Raw genomic sequence first — 18940 nt, forward strand, 5'->3', positions numbered from 1 at the left:
ATTCCTTTCACTTAGAATGAAACCGTTTCCAAAATTCCTCGTTCAACTCGTTCGATCGTAGGCATGTAATCATCTTCAACGGACATTTGCGGAACGGGGATGTCGAAGCCAGTTATTCTCTTCACCGGCGCTTTCAGGTAGACGAGCGCTTCATCGTTAATGATGGAAACAATTTCAGCCCCTAAGCCCGCTGTCTTATGAGCTTCATGAACGACGATGGCACGGCCGGTTTTTTTGACCGATTGAATAATCGTGTCCCTGTCCAGCGGATAGAGCGTCCGAAGATCGACAACTTCACACTTCCACCCTTTTTCTTTTTCAATTCGTTTCGCCGCATTCAAAGCTTCTCTCAGCATGGCCCCCCATGCGAAAATGGATAAATCGCTGCCTTCCTGAACAACTTTGGCCTGACCGATCGGCACACGATACATGTCCTCGGGCACTTCCTCTTTAAAGGCTCTATACAGCCTGGTCGGTTCCAGGAACATGACCGGGTCCCGATCTTCAATAGCGGCAATTAGCAGCCCCTTCGCGTCATAGGGATTGCTTGGCGCAACGACCCTTAGTCCCGGAGTATGGGCGAAAAAAGTTTCAACGCTTTCAGAATGAAGCTCAGGTCCCCGAATACCAGCGCCATAAGGTGTACGGATCACGAGCGGAACTTCAAACTGCCCGCGGGTGCGATATCTCATTCGGGCGGCATGGGAAACGATCTGTTCGAAGCCCGGAAAAATAAAGGCTAGAAATTGAATCTCGACGACGGGAATCATTCCGTTCAGGGCCAATCCGATCGCGGAACCGATAATTCCAGCTTCGGCGAGCGGAGTATCGACTACGCGCTGAGATCCATATTTTTCGATCAAACCTTCCGTTGCGCGGAAAACGCCGCCGTTGATCCCGATATCCTCACCCATCAGCATCACGCGGGAATCTTGCGCCAGCTTCTGATCTATCGCTTCTGTAATCGCTTGAACCATCGTTAATTTTCTGCTCATCGCTGCTTCACTTCCTTGTTCACAAATGTCCTTAATTCTTCTTGCTGTTCTTTAATGTTCCAAGGCGTTTCGGCGTACACATGATTAAACATATCGAGCGGGTTCGATTTCGGATAGCTTTCCGCTTTGTCCAATTGGTCGTCAATCTGTTCATGGATTTGCTTCAGCCATTGTTCCTCTTGCTGTTCGCTCCAAATCCCTTTCTTCACTAACAGCTTCCGCAACCGGTCAAGAGGATCGCGCTTTTCCCGCCATTCTTGCGACAGAGCTTCCTGATTCCTGTATTTCTTCGGGTCGTCCGCCGTCGTATGGGCTCCGTAGCGGAACGTCACAGCTTCGATCAAAGTCGGGCCTTCTCCTCTCAACCCTCGTTCAACAGCCTCTTTAACCGTCAAGTACACTGCGAATATATCGTTTCCATCGATCCGAACACCTTGAATATCGTAAGCTGCGGCACGTTGCGAGATCGTCCTGGAAGCGGATTGCATTTCAAACGGAACACTGATCGCATACCCGTTGTTTTGACAGAAAAAGATGGTTGGCGTTTTGTAAACGCCTGCAAAATTGAGCGCCTCGTGAAAATCCCCCTCCGACGTGGCTCCATCTCCGAAAAAGGCCAAGCTTGCATCTTTCTCGCCTTTGAGCTTGCTCGCCCATGCCGTTCCGACAGCATGCACCATTTGCGTCGCAATAGGAACGCAAGGCGGCATAATTCGCTTTCCTTCCGGGCTGATCGAACCTTCTATGTGGCCCATCCAATACAAGAATACACGGAACAGATCTTGACCGTGAATGATGGCTGCCGCATGGTCCCGGTAAGTTGGAAACATCCAATCCATTGGCGACAGAGCCATGGCACTGCCGACTTGGGACGCTTCTTGCCCTTCAAATGGAGCGTAAGTTCCCATTCTTCCTTGTCGCTGCAGGTTGACGGATTTTCGGTCGAATGCCCTGACAAAAAGCATCTTTTCGTACATTTGCAGCATGAGAGACTCATCGATTTTCCCCTCTGCCGATTCAAGAAGTTCTCCATCAGCCGAAAGCACTTGAACCATATCCGGACTTTCCGGGTTACTGGAGAAGATCACCTTATGATGATCGAGGTTTATTGCCATGTAAGCCACTCCTTCAGCTCGATATGTGATTAATGTTACTCCAAACCGCACGAGTGGAACATATCAAAACGAACAAAAACAAAGCTCATCCTTTTCAGATTGAAGGATTTTTAGAGGTTTTATATATTTTTTGAACCGACCGTTCAAATCATGTAATATTAACTTATGAAGAATGACCTATTAGGATATACTTTTAGCGAAAGCTGGGGTTGCCATGGATCAAATCGATATCCGATTGCTTGAATATCTTCAACTTGACGGACGCGCTTCCATTAGCGAATTGTCCAAAAAATTATCGCTCAGCCGTCCAAGCATTTCGGAACGTCTGAACCGACTTGAAGAGAAAGGGATCATTGAAGGCTATTCCGCGAGAATTTCGCCAAATGCTATTGGGCGGAATATGCTGGTATTTATCCAGCTAAGCGATCTTCGCATTCACTCTTATACGGAGTTTGAAAAATCAATCCAGGAAAACCTGGACATTATCGAGTGTCATCGATTAACGGGCAATGTTAGTTATCTGCTTAAGGCTGCTGTTACAGGGATGCAACACCTCAGTCAATTAATCGATCGGCTGCTTCCATTTGGAAATGTGAATACTTCGATCGTTTTATCGTCGCCGGTCGCTTTTCGATGCATTGCTCCTTACAGCGGAGAACAACAAAAATCACCTTGAAATTCGCCGTCAATTTCAAGGTGATTTGCTTTGACAATGGATATTTATTGCTGATCATTCCCGTTCAAAATGTTACGCAGTGCAGCGATAAACGCTTGATTTTGCTCGCTGTCTCCAATTGTAACCCGAACGGTTTGCGGATAGCCCAAAAGATTCCCCGGGCGCACGATGATCCCCTGCCGCAGAAGCCTCTGAAAAATATCGTCCCCGGTATGATCGGGAAAGTGAACCATGATGAAATTTCCATGCGATGGGAAGTAGCGGAGCCCTGCAGCATCGAGTTCGTTTTGCAGATAGGCTCTTTCCGTCTTGTTTTTCTGCCTGCACGTCGTTACGAAATCTTCGTCGTCCAAGGCTGCCAATGCGGCCGCCTGCGACAGCCGGCTCGTGTTGAACGAATCGCGCACCTTGTGCAAATTGCGCACGATCGTTGGGTGCGCAAGCGCGTATCCGACGCGCAAGGCTGCCAAACCGTATATTTTGGAAAACGTTCGCAGGATGACGAGATTGGGAAATTCGCTCAAGAGCGGCACCGTATCCAAATATTCGGAGTCCTCCACATATTCGCAATAGGCTTCGTCCACTACGATCATAATGTGTTTAGGCACATTTTCAATAAAAGCCAGCAACGCCGCTTTCCCCACAATCGTTCCAGTAGGGTTGTTCGGGTTGCAGACGAACATGATTTTGGTTTTTTCGGTAACCGCCGCTAACATACCTTCCAGATTGTGTACTCCTTCAATCAGCGGTATGGTGACGGGAACGCCGCCCTCTATCGTGACATTGGTTTCATACCGGGGAAAGGTGACGTCCGCCATGATCGCCTCGTCGCCGGTACTGTTGAAGGCCCTGGTTAAAAGCCGTATTAATTCGTCTGAACCGGCCCCGAGAATGACGTTGCCGCTCTCCAAGCCGAAACGGTTCGCCAGCTTTTGCAGCAGCATCGGACCCGACGCTTCCGGATAAAGAGAAATTTGCGACAATTCGCGCTCCACCGCCTCCGTCGCAAGGCGGGAGCAGCCGTACGGGTTTTCATTAGAAGCAAGCTTGATCACACGGTCCAGCTTGAGCTCCCGTTGCACCTCCTCGATCGGTTTGCCTGCCACATAAGGCGTGACGTCGGCGATCTCTTTACGCGCTGCGACCAACATAACCTTTTCCACGTATACCCCCCACTTTTCGATTATTCAGATGTTACATATCTTTCATAACTGGCGGCAATTGCTTGTACCCTTTCGATTTAACCGCTCCCATGACAACCCCTACAACCATCCAGCTGATTCCCACAATGAAGGTCATTCTATCGAAGCCGGACCAGACATAAAGGATAATCAAAAACCCGATCATCGGAAGCAGCAGGTAATGGATCAACCCTTTCACATCCCGCCGCCCTTTTTTCACATAGAAATGGTTGAACACCGTCAAATTCAGCACCATAAATGCGGTTAACGCGCCAAAATTAATCAACTGCACAATCATTTCAATGGAACCCAGCAAGGCAACGAACAAGGAAACGATGCCCACAAAGATCGTCGCGTTAAACGGCGTCTTGTATTTCGGGTGGATATTGCCGAGCTTCCCCGAGAAGGGCAGCAGCTTATCCCGACTCATGGAGTAAATTATCCGGGAGATGGCCGATTGAATCGCGAGCGCATTGGCTATCCCTACCGCGGCTACCCCTACCAGGATAAACAAATAATAGAGGAAATCCCCTCCCACTTCCCGCGCAATATCGAAAAAAGCCATATCGGGGTCCAGTCCCTCGTAGTTCGGATGAGCAAGCGCAGCGAGATACGTTTGCACGATGAAAATCAAGCCGATGATCACTAATGAGGAGACGGTCGCTCTGCCGACAGTCTTTTGCGGATCTTTTACTTCCTCGGACAAGGTGCTGATGACGTCAAAACCGAGAAAGCCCAATACCGCGATCGATGCCGCGCCCGCAATAAATTGGAAGTCGATCTTGTCAGCCTGAAATATGGGCGCAAGCGAAAATCCTCCCGCTCCATGTCCGTCTATGAAAACAAATTTGAAGGCAAAACCGAGGAAAATAACAAGAATGGCTATCTCCACAATGAGAAAGAACAAGTTGGTTCGTGCGGTTAAACTGATGCCTCTGGCAGTAATGAACGTATTAATCGCAATAAACACGATGATGAAAACAAATGTCGGCACAGCAGGCAGAATGCTGTTTAACCACTTCGCTGCAAAAGCCGTCTGCAACGCTGGCGCCATAATATAGTCGCCTGCGATCATCCATCCGGTAACGAATCCTACATGCGGATTCAGCCCTCGCTGCACATAGTTATAGACGGAACCGGCAATAGGAAACTCGTTGCTCATCTTGCTGTAGCTCATGGCGGTGAAGACCATCGCGACAATCCCGACCAGGTAAACGAGCGGCACCATGCCATAGCTTCCTTGCACAATCAGCCCGTATACCGCGATCGGAGCAATCGGCAGCATTGTAACCAGCCCGTAAATAATCAAGTCCTTGAGCGTGAGGCTGCGCTTCAATTCCTGTTTATAGCCGAGATTCGTTCCTCGCTCGTTCTCCGTCGATTGAATCATCACTTCCGACATGGTCATACCCCATTTCTCTTGTTGTCGTAAAATCCTTGTGTGAGAGGAGCGGCACTCACTCCAGCGTAAGTGCCACATATTTCAGTTCCATGTATTCCTCCAAGCCTTGTCGTCCGCCTACTCTGCCGATTCCACTTTCCTTCACGCCTCCGAACGGCGTTTGCGGATTGGCCAAAGATGTTCCGTTGACGGCCAGATTGCCTACCTCCAGCCCGGCAATCAGGCGGAACATGCGCGCTGCGTCCCGGGTATACACGTAGCCGGCCAAACCGTACGGCGTATTATTGCAGCGCTCAATGACAACGCTTTCATCCGTAAACGTAAGAACAGGTGCTACAGGTCCAAAGATCTCCTTGCGGGTCAGCTCCATCTCTTCATGTACCCCATCCAGCAGCGTAGGCGCATAGAAGTTTCCAACGTGGTAACCGTCCTCGACAATCCGGTGGCCGCCTGCAAGCACCTTGGCTCCTTTCATCACCGCATCGTTAACCAGCGTCTCCACTTTGTTCAGATACGACGGGTCAATCATCGGACCGACCTGACATCCCGGCTCCGATCCCGCAGCTACCTTCAGCACTTTAATTCGCTCCGCAAGCTTCTCTACGAGCGCCTGATGAATGTCCTCATGAACATAGATCAGATTTATGCCGTTGCACACCTGGCCGCAATTCTCGAACTTGTTGCCCATGATGCCATCCACCGCTTTATCCAGATCGGCGTCCGGGAACACGACTACCGGCGCATTGCCGCCAAGCTCAAGCGTGAGGCGCTTCACGTTATCCGCCGCCTGCCGCATGAGAATTTTGCCTACCTCCGTTGAGCCGGTGAAGGAAATCTTGCGTACACGCGGGTCTGCCGACAACGTTCCGCCAATCTCCTCGGGATTGCCTGTCACCAGATTGGCGACGCCGGCAGGCAACTGGGTCGCCATCAAGTGCGAGAGCAAAGCAATGGCGATCATCGGCGTTTGTTCAGCCGGCTTCAAGACAAAGCTGCAGCCGGCAGCTAGCGCAGGGGCCACCTTCGTAGCGAGAATAGCGGCAGGAAAGTTCGCCGGCGTGATCAATCCGACGACCCCGATCGCTTCGCGGAATACCATCAGCTGCTGTCCCGGTCGGGATGCCGGAATAATTTCGCCATACGCCCGTTTCCCCTCTTCTGCGTACCAGCGTATATAGACGGCGACGCCTTCGATTTCTCCCCGCGCTTCGTCGAGCGGTTTCCCTTGCTCCAGCGACAAAAGCTGGGCGAGCGCTTCCTTGTCCGCGATGACCCGATCGGCCCAGTCCAGCAAATAGCCGGCCCGTGTTCCGGCCGTCAGCTTCGACCATGACGGCAACGCTTGTGCGGCAGCGTCTATCGCACGCAGCGTCAGTTTCGCGCCGCCATCGGGAACCAGACCGATGGATTGTCCGGTCGCAGGATTGATAACCTCGCTTGAGTGATCGGACTCGATCTTTTTTCCATCAATCCATGAAAAATTATACTCATTCCCGTAGAACGTCTTCATCTTCTCTTCCCTCTCTTTCTCACGATTTCGTATTTAGATGAACTCAAAGTACTTCTTTCTCTCCCAATCCGTTACTTCCAGGAAATAATCGTTCAGCTCGTTTTTGGCCGCCGTCAAATAATGTTCGACCACGTCTGCGCCCATCAGCTGTCTGGCTATCTCGCTTTGCTCCAACAACTGGATCGCCTCCGCCAAATTGGAAGGCAGCCGTTTGACGCCGGGCACACGCGAAGCAGCGCCTCGGGTCGGCTCCGCGATATCGATTTGCTGCTCAATGCCGTACAGACCTGATGCCAGCATGGCGCTTAGCACCAGATAATGATTCACATCGGAACCCGGTATGCGATTTTCGATTCGACACGACTTGCCTTTGCCATCCACGCGGAACGAGGTCGTCCTGTTATCCTCGCCCCATGTCAACGTATTGGGGGCTCCGCCCGTATTCGCGAGCCGCTTGTAAGAATTGATATAAGGCGCGTAGAAAAGCATCAGCTCCGGCGCCAACGCCATCATGCCGCCGAGAAAGTAACGACCGGTATCCGAGAGCCGGTAAGGATGGTTGGGATCGTAAAATAGATTGCTGCCATTGCTGTCCCACAGGCTAATGTGCGTATGTCCGCTGCTGCCGGAATCGTTCGTGTCATGCTTAGCCATGAAGGTGACCATCAAGTTGTTTTGCGCGGCGATCTCTTTGATTGCGTTTTTGTAGAGCGCAGTACGATCCGCCATTTCCAAGGCGTCGGCATACTCCACATTGATTTCGATCTGGCCGTTACCCCATTCGCCTTTGACGGCTTCGAGCGGAATGCCGATCTCCTCCAGATGACGGGACAACTGCCCCAAAAACCAATCGTCCACATTCAGCCGGTATATCGAATAATCAACGGGATAGGAAAAGAGCGGCTTTAAATTGTTGAACTGCTTCTCGCGCGCCGTTTCGGACGTTTCTTTAAATATATAAAACTCGATCTCGGAAGCGGCAAACGCCTGATACCCCATCGCCTCCGCCTTTTTCAGCTGCTTTTTCAGCATATGGCGCGGGGCGATGGTTACATCGGAGCCATCTTTATTAAAGATGTCGCCCAGTACGATGGCGTTTTTCGGAATCCATGGATAATTGCGCAATGTGCTCATATCAGGCACAACCTTCAAGTCATGAAGGCCTGTATCAAAATTACAGTATGAAAAATTTTCCGCGAATTTTAAATTGACATCCCAAATGAAATTGACTGCGCACGCATGAATGCCGTCCTGCCCATTCTCTATAAAGAATCGCCCCGGCACTTTTTTGCCGAACAGCTTTCCTTGCATATCGACGCCAGCCACCGTAATCATGTCGATCTCGCCGTTTTGAACGAGGTCTTTCAAATTGCTCCAGATTGATTTTTCCCATCTCGGTGATCCCTCCGTTAGGCGTGGATAGTTGGCTTAGTGAATGGTCCAGCCGCCGTCAACAACAATCGTGCTGCCCGTAATATAATTCGAATCGTCCGAAGCGAGGAAAACAACGGCATTGGCTACGTCCTGCGGCTGGGCTACCCGACCTGCCGGCAATCGCTCCAAAAGCCACTTTTTGACCTCCGGGTTTGCCAAGCCTTTTTCGGTGAACGGAGTCTGCACAACACCGGGAGCCACGCTGTTTACGGTAATACCGTGGGAAGACAGCTCCAATGCAGTCGCCTTGGTCAGCATGTGCAAACCGCCTTTCGACGAGTTGTAATGCGGCTGGCAGCTGCCGCTGCTGGAAACGACGCGATGCGCTTCCACCGACGTGATATTGACAATGCGTCCTCCTCGCCCCGCTTGAATCATTTGTTTGGCGACCGCTTGCGAGCAGAGAAACGGGCCTTTCAGGTTTACGTTATGCACACGGTCCCATTCCTCTTCGCCCAGTTCAAGAAACGGGGTAAACGCCACGATTCCGGCGTTATTCACCAATATGTCAATTTTTCCTAATTTTTGTATTGTCTGCGAAACCATATCTTCCACTTCGGCTTTTTTGGTCACATCCACTTTGACGAACATCGCCTTGCTGCCTTCCGGCGCGAGCGCAATCGTTTCTTGTGCGCCTGCTTCATTCATATCGGCTACAACCACCGCAGCTCCTTCTGCAAACAACCGCAAAGCGATTGCCCTACCATTTCCCGAACCGGCTCCCGTTACAATCGCAACCTTATCCGCTAACTTCATGTACAATCATCCTCTCGTTAGGTTGGTTATAAATTTCTGCAAAATCTGTTGGTACACATGAAGCGATTCAATATCGACATACTCATCGGGTCCATGATGATTGGCGCCGATCGGGCCGAATTCCACCGCCGGTATCGCATATTTGGCGTAATAACGTGTATCCGCCGATCCATCCTGCCCGAACAGATTGACTTTCGTTCCTGTACATTCGCCGGTTGTTTGCTGAAGCAAGCGAACGTGTCTGCTGTTTTCATCCGTTTGCACCGGAGATCCTTGTTGGATCACAGTGACTTTAGCTTCCGAAACGGAATGACGAATGTCAGTCAAAATCTTCTCGGGGTCTTGGTTGGGCAAGTAACGAATATCCAGATAAAACGCGCAGCGGTCAGGCACTTGATTGATCGCTTTACCGCCCTCCACTTTGGCAAGGTTCAAGGAGGGTCTAGGGAAAAATCGGCTGCTTTCTTGTAAAAAATCAAGCGTCTGGATTTGCTGGTACAGCTCGAACGCTCGGGTAATGGCGTTCTTTCCGAGCCACGGCCGGCTTCCATGCGCCGCAATTCCGTCAACCTCCACCAGAAGCTGCAGGACGCCTTTTGCTTGAACGGCAACGTGCAGATTCGTCGGTTCCCCGCAAATGACAAAATCGCCGCGCGCTCCTTGTTCGACAAGGAATCCGGTTCCATGCTTGCCGCCCGTCTCCTCATCCGGAACGAGCTGCAGAACGACTTTGCATCCGTTAGGGCGTTTAGCCATCTCCGCGGTAGCGGTCATCATGGCCGCCACCGCGCCAAGCATATCGTAACTGCCGCGTCCAAATAATTTGCCGCCCTCTATACGGGGGATAAAGATGGACTCTTCACCAGGGACTACATCCAGATGTCCATTCAAGATGATCGTCTCTTCCGACTGCCCGCCCCCTGCTTCTGCGACGACGCTCTTTAATCCTTGATTCTCCAATATTTGTACACGCAGTCCTTGGTTCTGCAGCCAGTTCGCGCAATATTCCGCCGACTTGTTGATTGCTTCCGGACTCGTGCTTTTCATTTGAATCAGTTCACTTACCAGCGGTATGAGCCCTTCTCGCATCCAGCCACTTCCTTCGCCATTTCTTCATAAACCAAAGGACACAAACTTCGTCTCCAGGAACTCTTCCATGGCGAAATGTCCGCCTTCTCGGCCAATTCCGCTTTCCTTGAACCCCCCGAACGGCGCCTGAGTTTGGGTAGGAGCCCCGTCATTGACACCGACGATGCCATATTCCAAAGCCTCGGCGACACGGAAGCATCGGCTGTTATCCTTACTGTAGAAATAAGCCGCTAATCCATACGTCGTATCGTTGGCCGATTCGATAACCGACGTTTCATCCTTGAACGGAATGATCGGCACGACAGGGCCAAACGTTTCTTCGTACGAGATCTTCATATCGCTGCTTACGTTGGTAATCACCGTAGGCTCTAAAAAGAAACCTTTACTGTAATCGCCTTCCGTCAGTCGGTTTCCTCCATAAGCGATCGTTCCGCCTTTTTCATGCGCATCCCGAATATGTTCCATGACGTTGTTCAGCGCACCTTCATCCACCAGCGGGCCGATTTCAACTCCCTTTAGGCGGCCGTCTCCCACCTTTACGTTCTTGAGCCGCTCAATCAGCTTTTGTGTAAATGCCTCTACCACAGACTCCTGAACATATAAGCGGTTGGTGCAAATACACATTTGTCCTGTATTGCGGTATTTGCTTTCAAACAGACCTTGCACGGCTTGATCCAAATCCGCATCCTCAAAGACGATGAACGGGGCATGGCCGCCAAGCTCCATGCTGATGCGCTTCACTTGCTGCGCCGCACCGGCCATGAGCTGCTTTCCGACGGCAGTAGAACCGGTGAACGTAATTTTCGCTACTTTGGGATTAGCCACAATCTCTTCACCGATTTTGCCTGCTTTGCCTAAAACCAGATTGACAACACCTTTTGGAAATCCCGCTTCTTCGATCAATTCGAACAAACGAATTACACTTAATGGCGTCTTCATCGCCGGCTTCAAAACGACCGTACATCCGGCAGCTATCGCAGGGGCGATCTTCCTTGCAGCCATATTTAACGGGAAATTCCAAGGCGTAATGGCAGCTACGACACCAACCGGCTGTTTAATCGCCATTAGTCTTTTATTTTCAAAGGTAGAGGGGATCGTTTCCCCATAAATGCGCTTCGCCTCTTCGGCATACCACATAAAGTTGTCGGCCGCGCCAAGCGCTTCAAACTTCGCTTCCCCTATCGGCTTGCCCATCTCCGCAGAAATCAAATCAGCCAGTTCATCTCGGTTTTTGCGTACCAGTTCATACAAGTTGCTCAAATATTTCGATCTTTTTTGACCGGTCAGCTTGGACCAGCTTTTGAACGCTTCATGCGCCGCATCGATCGCTTTGGCCGTATCGCGGTTGTCGCCATAGGCGACTGTTCCTACGGATTCGGATGTTGCAGGATTGATCACTTCAACCGATTGTCCGCTTTCCGCCTGTACCCATTCACCATTGATATACATGGCCTTTACTTGCTCCAACATAATCCCCTCCCGAGGTTCGTTTCCGATTTATTTTTCGCTTACACGGGTTTAATGGCTTCAAAAGGATTCTTGCATTGGTTGCAATAGAAAATGCTTCGGCAGGAGGTCGGACCGAATACGTTATTCATGACGGTCTTCGGCGAACCGCAATACGGGCATTCAGCCTCCCATATCCCTTCCTGCTTGAATTCCGCCTGAGGCGTGGAAATTCCAGACTTCTTCAGCTTTTCTCTGCCTTCGTCTGTAATGCGATCCGATGTCCAAATCGGACTTTTCACGAATTGGACCTCAACCCGGTCGATTCCATCCAATTCGGACACGACTGCGATTACATCTTCTTTCATCATGTGCAGTGCGGGACATCCGACATAAGTCGGTATCAGCCTTATGATTGCATTCCGGCCAGCCACATGGATCGATTCAACCATGCCCATCTCAAGGAGGCTGACGGAAGTGATTTCAGGGTCCGTTACTTCTTGAAGCTTCTTCCATACTTGTTGTTCCAGCGAGTTCCATGTGTCAGGCATGGTCGATCACTCCTTTTTACCAGGTGGCCGCAGGATCGAGTCTGTACACTTCCCCGATCTCGTTTAAGGCTTGGAGCAATTCATCCGAATGCCGCCCCTCCCTTCCGGATGCCGGAACGGCAGGAGGTTCTCCCGGCCAAATCAGGCCAGCCTTATCCAGTTTCTCCTTCAATTTACCCATGAACCGATGCTTGATCGTTTCAGAAGATACCAGCAGACCGAAACCGGTAATTTGATCAGCCTTAGGCCCCAAATCAAACAGCGATGCAAGGTCGGTCCACGTTTTTGCAACGGCTTGATTCAGACGCTCCCTGGCTTCATCTGTGCTGTGGGCTAATTGGTCAATCCACACTTCCCAGTGGTACAGGTGATAAAATTGTTCTCTCTTAATTTTTTTAGCAGTTTCCGCAAGCGGTGCGTAGGAGCTTTGCTCTAACGCATCGAGGCGGAATTTCTTGAACACTCCATAAATATAATTGCGGATAATGGCATACGCCCAATCAAAATCCGGGTTATCCCGATAATGGCCGGCACCGTTCTCACGCTCCACCAGCGTCGCGTTCCGGTAATCTTCGGGCTTTCTTAATTGGGCAAGCTCATCCGATTTTCCCGCACCGAGCTCTTCCAGCATGTCATAATACATAACCGCATGGCCCATCGTATCTTGGGAAATAGAAGCAAACGCGACATCCTCTTCAATGTGAGGACCGAGTCCGATCCATTCCGAACCCCGATGGCCGTTCAAATGGTCATCGTCTGCCAGTTGAAAAAGCAATTCAGTCAATGCGTCCAAATATGGTTTATCCTTTTGGGCCGCTTCAGGCGTATCATATGTTAGAGACATTTCCACTCCCCCTATCCAACTACGTTTTTGCGATATGATTATTTTTTTCCTTCAGTTCCCGCCATTTGGATGGAATAAAGCCATAGAATGCAGGCTGACGATATTCCTTATTATCCAAGCGGACAAGGGCTTGCCGATTTTCTGGCGCCATATAATAAATATGATCGCTTTTCACGACAAAGATGTTGGACGGGGATTCTTCCCTGCGCATAAAGTTTTCCTGTGCCATGCTTAATGCAATCTCAGGAGTCGGCGCCTGCAAACTGAATTGACTTTCAAATTTGGAAGTGGCATCCTTTTGGCTGAACACTTCATAAATATCGTACGTTCTCATCTCTTGGCCACTCATGGATGATGCTCCTTCCTATCCGAGTTCCTTTTGGTTGTGCAGCAGTGCTTCTCTGACCCAAGCATTGTTCTCGAAACCGATTTTTCTTAAATTCAATCGATTCTGGGAACGAGGCCCCTGATTTTTGGAGATCACATTTTTCAAATAGCTGTAATCTGCGTGGGTGTATACCCATTTTTGATTTTCATCGTCGTAACGAAGCGTTTCATCAGGAACTTTCAATCCGAGTGCTTGAATTTGCGGGACGTATTTATCCATGAATTCTTGTCTTAATTGCTCATTCGTTTTCGATCTGATCTTATACTTCAGGTTCAATTCCTGATTGCTTTGAATCCGGCCATCCTCCGGCGGTCCAAAGAACATGTCCAGAGCCGGCCACCAGCGATTGAGCGCATCCTGCATCATTTCACGCTGCTGCGGGGTACCGTCTCCAAGCTTAATCACCATATCCTCACCGTGGTACGCGTGAAACCGCTCTTCAAGAAGGATTCTCTTCAGTGCGCGGGCATATGGCGCATACGAGGTATGGGCCAGCATTTTCTGCGTCACGATCGCCGCGCCGTCAACCAACCAGCCGATGATCGCAGCATCAGCCCATGTACGCGCTTCCATGTGAAATACATTGTGGAATTTCAAACGGCCGGCATACAGGTCTTCCATAATATCCTCGCGCGTTTTTCCGAGCGGCTTCATTAAATCTTCGGCAACACGAAGCAACAGTTGTCCGTGTCCCATTTCGTCTTGTACCTTGGCCATCAGAGAAAGCTTTCTCCTTAAGGTAGGCGTCCGCGGAACCCACTCTTTCTCGGGAAGCGCTCCCATGATTTCACTAACCCCGTGCATGGCAATCAGCTTGATTAATTGCATCCGGTAATCTTCAGGCATCCAATCATCCACTTCAATCTTTTCACCGCGCGCAATCCTGGCTACAAATTGTTCGTGCATCATTTTTTCATCCACTACCGTGGACTCATCGATTTGTGGCACCATGATGCCTCCCTCCTGATACTATATTTTCGTATGACGTTTATTTAACGTTATGATAACATATCAACACACTCAACTGTCAATAGATAATTTAAGCGCTTACAATCGGCGAATGATGAACGTTACTCTGATTGCTACTGGTAAGCAACAATGATCGAGCAAAATCCTTTCGCAATGATCGCGTAAATAGATCAGCAGCCGCCTGAATATAACCTTCTCGGAAGTACACGCAAACAAAAAAGCGCCTCCTGTATGCCGTCATGAAATGCGACACATTCACAGCCCTTTTGAAAGGAAGACGCTTATAACGAAGTTTATCGGTGAACGAGTTGTGCAGTGAATCGGACGGAGACACTTCAGGCTAGGACTTTGTCAGAATCTTTTCATAAGCTTCCTCGAAAAATCGGACAGCGCCCGGATGGAGCAAATTATAAAAATTTTGGAAAAGTAGGTCGGCCTCATGCCCTAACCAAACCTCGGGCAGTAACTCTTGCGGCAAATCAGGATCGATAAAGAGGAATTTACGGTAGTAATGGACAAGCTCCGTTTTTTCTACAAAACAATAGCTGTCTTCGATCCCATCATTATTGTTCATCTTTTCTACAAATTGTTTATAGTGCGGTTCAAAGCTTTCGATAAACGCCTTGTAGGCTTGATTGATTTCTTCCAAGTTCCAGCACTTTTGCACTAATTGCTTCGAATCGCTCCACCCCAGATGTTCGGCCGTGAAAATTTCTACATAGGGAGTCAGCTCCAGCCTTTCTGTAAGCTGCTTGATTCGATCGGCTAGATCATTGGGGGTGATCCATGTACTGTTCGATAGCGTACCGAAACCCATGTAGCTGATTTCTTTGCGAAGCTGGTCACGCAGGTTACGCTGTTCCTCAGGAATATTGTAGCTGATCATGCACCATTTTCCGTTCCAAGGGCCCGGTTCCACCTTGTAGATCCTTTCGGCCGCCTCATCCAAGTGCTTCTTGCCATACTCGGACATCGAATAATAGCCTCTGTTACCCATCTTTCTTGATACCAGCCAACCTTGCTTGGACATTCGGGAAATGGCCGCACGGACGGCTTGCTCCGTCATGCCGAACTCTTTTAAAAGCTTCGATAGGCTTCCTACCCAAATCTCACCCCCGTAATGTCTGACATACTCCCCGAATATGGTAAATAACATAGATTGCGGTTTCATGAAATCGACTCCCCATACACCCAATTTTGTTTGATCCATTCCATTTTCGCTAATCTGGATGAAGAAGTCCAGTTGATATTATTCACACGATAAATTACGGTAACATAATTGAAATTGGATTCTAACGCTGATAACAAGCGCTTTTTCAAAGAAACTGACATTTTGTAAATTTTAACTTCAAAAGCCTGCTAAAGGAAAGCAGGCTTTAGACAGTTAATTTACCTTTTTGCCTTGTAAAACTCATGATACAGCTTCATCAAAGCACGTTTCTCGATCCGAGACACATATGATCGCGAAATACCAAGTTCTTTAGCGATCTCTCGCTGCGTACGTTCCTCCCCACCATGCTCGAGGCCAAAGCGGCCGACAACGACTTCTTTTTCCCGTTCATCCAGTATGTCAAGGTTTTTGTATATTTTGCTTTTTTCAATCTTAAGCTGCACTTTATCCACCACATCGTCGGCCTCCGTGCCGAGGATATCGATGAGCGTAATTTCATTTCCCTCCTTGTCCGTACCGATTGGGTCGTGCAGCGATACGTCCTTGCGCGTCTTTTTCAGCGAGCGAAGGTGCATCAGGATTTCATTCTCGATACACCGCGCCGCGAAGGTCGCAAGCTTGGTCCCTTTATCGGGGGAGAACGATTCAATCGCTTTGATCAAACCGATCGTACCGATCGAGATCAAATCCTCCAGATCCTCCCCCGTATTGTCGAATTTCTTGACGATGTGCGCGACAAGCCGAAGGTTATGCTCGATGAGCACATTGCGCGAGTGTTGATTGCCTTGGGCCATTAGCTTCAAATGTTTGTCTTCTTCATCCTCCGCCAAGGGCTGGGGAAACGCGTTGTTTTTTACATAGGAAACGAGTAAAGTAAGCTGTTTAATAAATAAAGCTACGGCACTGAATAATCCGGGCATTCCAGCCACCCCCTAAGGTGATTGCCGATCAACGGTCTCGGAAGTTTTCGCGCAAAGATTAGTATTAGTGTATGTGGGCGAAAGCCCGGAAGTGCCTGTACACAAAATTTACACCTGGTGAACTTTGACTACGACGTAGGGGGTCAAGGTCTATTTTGAAGAGGTCTGGATCGTCACCGCGCTAAAAGCATGGTATGGTTAATAGAACGCATTTAACGGAAAGGCAGGACACAAAGGATGACCGGAAAAATAGACAATCTGGAGCTGCTTCTTCGCGGTGGAGGATTCAATCAGTTGGACTCTGTCGCGGCGCTGCAGGAGCATCTGGCAGTGCTCGGGGTCCGGCTGGAGTGTTTTACCAAGTCTTCGAATGTAGAGGAGTATCCTCTGTGAGGTGTCATGTGGCCCGAAGGAATACGATTGGGTAGATAAATCTGTCTTTGCTCGCTGTTGCGCTCTCTGAACTGAACCGTTCACCAAATACCATCAATAAAAATAAATTTCAAAGAAATAAAACAAAAAAAACAGGCATATACTCGCCTGTTTTGTGCAGTTACTTTTTCAATTATTTATATCAAAAGCCGGGATCGTCAACATGAGATCTTGCTACTGGTTTGTTACTTTCGGGATGAGCCAAAATAAAATCATGATTTGCGATGGTCAATGAGCTTGCCATTATTATTGAAAATGTTGCAATGCACATGATAAGCCTTCTCATAGTTAAACCTCCCCTTTGTTTATGATTCCATTATATACCTTTTTTGTCTCTTCTAGAAGCCCTAAGTCCAGTATATTTTTATCAGAACTCAAAGAGGAAAAAATGTCATAAGAAAGTTCAACGATATCTTGATAAGAGCCAATCTTGCCATAATAATTTACGCTTTTTAGGTAGGTCTCTATCGCTTGATTAGTCCAACCCTTTTTAGTAAAAAATGCACCTTTAAACTTGTAATACTTTCCCATTTCGGAATATTGATAAGGTGTTGCATTCTCGAAAGGAAAGATTTGTTCTTCATCCGAGTTAATCAGTTTTTCTATGGAGTCATCATCATTCATCTGCAACAATACTTCTAATAATAAATTCAATCTAGGTAGACGTTTATCCCCCTGCGCTTCATCTAGACATTCCCACAATAACGGAAGAGATTCCACATATCTATCGGTTCGTGCTAGAATCATGGCACGAAAGATTTTCAAACGATCAACGATAATTTGATAATTCAACTTATCATAGAGTTGGATATGTTCCTCCAAAGCATTATAGTTTCTTTGGTGCCAAAATGAATTACAAATTGCTAAAGCAACCTGCTCTTTGAGTCCATTATGTGTAGTATCTACGGCATGGCCCGATTTCCCTAATTCAATACATTTTTCATATTTCTTTAGCGCGTAGGCGTGAAGTGCCATGCGGTAATAATATATACACTTCTCTTCTTGTGCTAAAAAATCAGTGTAGTGAATAACTTCCTCGCCTTCTCTAAAAGTCTCGTCTAGCAAAGATAAATTGCTTCGATTAATCAAATATTTTTTAAAAGTACCTTTGCCAACAAAACTAGGCAATCCACGTTCTCTGGAATATTTAATAATTACCGTATAAAGAAGCGCTTTCAGTTTGCCTTCATTTAATGTTTCCGTAAAATCAAACAATCGCTGAAGTGATTCTTCCGTTTTCTTTTGAGATGATTGTAGTAGCCTCAATGCTGTCATGGAGATTAAAGAATCATTTTCCCCTGTGGCAACAGTATCTCGCAATATTTCAAATAAGGTTTCTGTTCCTTCTTCTTCTTCTATGTAAGCCTTTATGATCTGTTCGTAATGAACTGGCAAGGCTCGAACCAAGGCTCTCACCGTCTTATATTCTGGATGTTTTGTGGCCCCCGATTCAATTTTATGAAGCACTGCGCTGCGAACACCTGTTAGTTCCTCAAGTTTCGCATATGTCAAATTTTTCTTTTTTCTAAGTTGGAAGATGAAATCTGCGATGGTGTTATTCCGATGCTTAATATCCACCATAATACATAACCTTCCTTTTTTGTTTAAGTTTTTACACTGGTCAATTATATCAAAGTATGTTTAATTTTACAATTAATTGATTTTTATAATAATCGACTCAATCTTACATGAAATGCAACGATTCGATAAGTTTCTACAAATATTTACTGTTAATTGGTATTAATTTGAATTATTTATGTATTTTTAAGAAATAGTAGAAATTAAAAATAGATATTAATCACTACCCCATATTTTATGTTATTATTATAAATTATGTTTGAATAATGAGGTCGCGACGAATTGTTCATACATTATTCCTAAAGGAGAGAAGGAGAGGAAGCAATGAAAATCAAAAAAATCCTGTTAATATCTGTGGCCTCTACCGTACTCGTTTTTCCTTCAACTGGTAACGCATTTGCCGAGCCGCATCAAGAACCAAACACAATTTCAAAACAATAAGTGGAAAAAAGCTCGTTTTCCGACAAGGAGGTGGTGAAGCTT

19 protein-coding genes are annotated in these 18940 nt (G+C 48.0%); 2 read left to right on the forward strand and 17 right to left on the reverse strand.

The window, feature by feature from the left end:
• Positions 1–11: 11 nt before the first annotated feature.
• Positions 12–995 (reverse strand): alpha-ketoacid dehydrogenase subunit beta, encoded by a 984-nt coding sequence (locus NLX71_RS05425; RefSeq protein ID WP_254362474.1) that lies wholly within the window; start codon positions 993–995, stop codon positions 12–14.
• Positions 992–2110: a pyruvate dehydrogenase (acetyl-transferring) E1 component subunit alpha gene (pdhA, locus tag NLX71_RS05430; protein WP_375377888.1), complete on the reverse strand. Its 1119-nt coding sequence runs from the start codon at positions 2108–2110 to the stop codon at positions 992–994. The genes NLX71_RS05425 and pdhA overlap by 4 nt, the downstream gene beginning before the upstream one ends.
• A 214-nt stretch (positions 2111–2324) precedes the next feature.
• Here pdhA and NLX71_RS05435 point away from each other — a divergent pair, with 214 nt between their 5' ends.
• Positions 2325–2786: an Lrp/AsnC family transcriptional regulator gene (locus NLX71_RS05435; RefSeq protein ID WP_254362475.1), complete on the forward strand. Its 462-nt coding sequence runs from the start codon at positions 2325–2327 to the stop codon at positions 2784–2786.
• Between the two features lie 44 nt (positions 2787–2830).
• Here the strand turns inward: NLX71_RS05435 and hisC are convergent, their stop codons facing one another.
• The 13 genes from hisC to sigK form a co-directional block, all read right to left on the reverse strand.
• Positions 2831–3949: a histidinol-phosphate transaminase gene (hisC, locus tag NLX71_RS05440; protein ID WP_254362476.1), complete on the reverse strand. Its 1119-nt coding sequence runs from the start codon at positions 3947–3949 to the stop codon at positions 2831–2833.
• A gap of 31 nt (positions 3950–3980) precedes the next feature.
• Positions 3981–5375: an APC family permease gene (locus tag NLX71_RS05445; protein WP_254362477.1), complete on the reverse strand. Its 1395-nt coding sequence runs from the start codon at positions 5373–5375 to the stop codon at positions 3981–3983.
• Between the two features lie 49 nt (positions 5376–5424).
• The gene (locus NLX71_RS05450) at positions 5425–6879 is read right to left on the reverse strand and encodes an NAD-dependent succinate-semialdehyde dehydrogenase (RefSeq protein ID WP_254362478.1); all 1455 of its coding nucleotides are present in this window, start codon (positions 6877–6879) and stop codon (positions 5425–5427) included.
• A gap of 33 nt (positions 6880–6912) precedes the next feature.
• Positions 6913–8247, reverse strand: coding sequence for a glutamine synthetase family protein (locus NLX71_RS05455; RefSeq protein WP_254362479.1), 1335 nt, complete (start codon positions 8245–8247; stop codon positions 6913–6915).
• A gap of 60 nt (positions 8248–8307) precedes the next feature.
• Complete coding sequence (locus NLX71_RS05460; protein WP_254362480.1) at positions 8308–9069, reverse strand: SDR family NAD(P)-dependent oxidoreductase; 762 nt, start codon at positions 9067–9069, stop codon at positions 8308–8310.
• Positions 9070–9075: 6 nt separating this feature from the next.
• Positions 9076–10158 (reverse strand): M20 family metallopeptidase, encoded by a 1083-nt coding sequence (locus NLX71_RS05465; RefSeq protein WP_254362481.1) that lies wholly within the window; start codon positions 10156–10158, stop codon positions 9076–9078.
• A 24-nt stretch (positions 10159–10182) separates the two neighbouring features.
• Positions 10183–11628: an NAD-dependent succinate-semialdehyde dehydrogenase gene (locus tag NLX71_RS05470; protein WP_375377889.1), complete on the reverse strand. Its 1446-nt coding sequence runs from the start codon at positions 11626–11628 to the stop codon at positions 10183–10185.
• A 38-nt stretch (positions 11629–11666) separates the two neighbouring features.
• Complete coding sequence (gene paaD, locus NLX71_RS05475) at positions 11667–12155, reverse strand: 1,2-phenylacetyl-CoA epoxidase subunit PaaD (RefSeq protein WP_254362482.1); 489 nt, start codon at positions 12153–12155, stop codon at positions 11667–11669.
• Positions 12156–12171: 16 nt separating this feature from the next.
• The gene (gene paaC / locus NLX71_RS05480) at positions 12172–12999 is read right to left on the reverse strand and encodes a 1,2-phenylacetyl-CoA epoxidase subunit PaaC (protein ID WP_254362483.1); all 828 of its coding nucleotides are present in this window, start codon (positions 12997–12999) and stop codon (positions 12172–12174) included.
• 19 nt (positions 13000–13018) lie between these two features.
• Positions 13019–13348, reverse strand: a complete 330-nt coding sequence (locus tag NLX71_RS05485; protein ID WP_254362484.1) for a 1,2-phenylacetyl-CoA epoxidase subunit B — start codon at positions 13346–13348, stop codon at positions 13019–13021.
• A gap of 15 nt (positions 13349–13363) precedes the next feature.
• On the reverse strand, positions 13364–14338 hold the full coding sequence (gene paaA, locus NLX71_RS05490; protein ID WP_254362485.1) for a 1,2-phenylacetyl-CoA epoxidase subunit PaaA: 975 nt from the start codon (positions 14336–14338) through the stop codon (positions 13364–13366).
• 358 nt (positions 14339–14696) lie between these two features.
• Positions 14697–15527 (reverse strand): phenylacetic acid degradation operon negative regulatory protein PaaX, encoded by an 831-nt coding sequence (gene paaX / locus NLX71_RS05495; protein ID WP_254362486.1) that lies wholly within the window; start codon positions 15525–15527, stop codon positions 14697–14699.
• A 218-nt stretch (positions 15528–15745) separates the two neighbouring features.
• Entirely contained in the window at positions 15746–16447 is a 702-nt protein-coding gene (sigK, locus tag NLX71_RS05500; protein WP_254362487.1) for an RNA polymerase sporulation sigma factor SigK, read from the reverse strand.
• Between the two features lie 237 nt (positions 16448–16684).
• Here sigK and NLX71_RS05505 point away from each other — a divergent pair, with 237 nt between their 5' ends.
• Positions 16685–16840, forward strand: coding sequence for a hypothetical protein (locus NLX71_RS05505; protein ID WP_254362488.1), 156 nt, complete (start codon positions 16685–16687; stop codon positions 16838–16840).
• A 181-nt stretch (positions 16841–17021) separates the two neighbouring features.
• Here NLX71_RS05505 and NLX71_RS05510 read toward each other — a convergent pair whose 3' ends face one another.
• On the reverse strand, positions 17022–17165 hold the full coding sequence (locus NLX71_RS05510; RefSeq protein WP_254362489.1) for a hypothetical protein: 144 nt from the start codon (positions 17163–17165) through the stop codon (positions 17022–17024).
• A gap of 2 nt (positions 17166–17167) precedes the next feature.
• Positions 17168–18460, reverse strand: a complete 1293-nt coding sequence (locus NLX71_RS05515) for a helix-turn-helix domain-containing protein (protein ID WP_254362490.1) — start codon at positions 18458–18460, stop codon at positions 17168–17170.
• Between the last annotated feature and the right edge of the window lie 480 nt (positions 18461–18940).

The organism is Paenibacillus sp. MZ04-78.2, from assembly GCF_024213375.1.
GTDB lineage: Bacteria > Bacillota > Bacilli > Paenibacillales > NBRC-103111 > Paenibacillus_G.

What these genes read in the sequence shown, in the direction of transcription:
- paaC (WP_254362483.1), bottom strand. Translation starts at nt 12,999, where the DNA reads ATGTCTCTAACATATGATACGCCTGAAGCGGCCCAAAAGGATAAACCA.
- NLX71_RS05445 (WP_254362477.1), bottom strand. Translation starts at nt 5,375, where the DNA reads ATGACCATGTCGGAAGTGATGATTCAATCGACGGAGAACGAGCGAGGA.
- NLX71_RS05425 (WP_254362474.1), bottom strand. Translation starts at nt 995, where the DNA reads ATGAGCAGAAAATTAACGATGGTTCAAGCGATTACAGAAGCGATAGAT.
- NLX71_RS05515 (WP_254362490.1), bottom strand. Translation starts at nt 18,460, where the DNA reads ATGGTGGATATTAAGCATCGGAATAACACCATCGCAGATTTCATCTTC.
- paaA (WP_254362485.1), bottom strand. Translation starts at nt 14,338, where the DNA reads ATGGTGCCACAAATCGATGAGTCCACGGTAGTGGATGAAAAAATGATG.
- paaD (WP_254362482.1), bottom strand. Translation starts at nt 12,155, where the DNA reads ATGCCTGACACATGGAACTCGCTGGAACAACAAGTATGGAAGAAGCTT.
- NLX71_RS05505 (WP_254362488.1), top strand. Translation starts at nt 16,685, where the DNA reads ATGACCGGAAAAATAGACAATCTGGAGCTGCTTCTTCGCGGTGGAGGA.
- NLX71_RS05485 (WP_254362484.1), bottom strand. Translation starts at nt 13,348, where the DNA reads ATGAGTGGCCAAGAGATGAGAACGTACGATATTTATGAAGTGTTCAGC.
- NLX71_RS05450 (WP_254362478.1), bottom strand. Translation starts at nt 6,879, where the DNA reads ATGAAGACGTTCTACGGGAATGAGTATAATTTTTCATGGATTGATGGA.
- NLX71_RS05460 (WP_254362480.1), bottom strand. Translation starts at nt 9,069, where the DNA reads ATGAAGTTAGCGGATAAGGTTGCGATTGTAACGGGAGCCGGTTCGGGA.
- sigK (WP_254362487.1), bottom strand. Translation starts at nt 16,447, where the DNA reads ATGCCCGGATTATTCAGTGCCGTAGCTTTATTTATTAAACAGCTTACT.
- pdhA (WP_375377888.1), bottom strand. Translation starts at nt 2,110, where the DNA reads ATGGCAATAAACCTCGATCATCATAAGGTGATCTTCTCCAGTAACCCG.
- paaX (WP_254362486.1), bottom strand. Translation starts at nt 15,527, where the DNA reads ATGAAACCGCAATCTATGTTATTTACCATATTCGGGGAGTATGTCAGA.
- NLX71_RS05435 (WP_254362475.1), top strand. Translation starts at nt 2,325, where the DNA reads ATGGATCAAATCGATATCCGATTGCTTGAATATCTTCAACTTGACGGA.
- NLX71_RS05465 (WP_254362481.1), bottom strand. Translation starts at nt 10,158, where the DNA reads ATGCGAGAAGGGCTCATACCGCTGGTAAGTGAACTGATTCAAATGAAA.
- NLX71_RS05470 (WP_375377889.1), bottom strand. Translation starts at nt 11,628, where the DNA reads ATGTTGGAGCAAGTAAAGGCCATGTATATCAATGGTGAATGGGTACAG.
- NLX71_RS05510 (WP_254362489.1), bottom strand. Translation starts at nt 17,165, where the DNA reads ATGAGAAGGCTTATCATGTGCATTGCAACATTTTCAATAATAATGGCA.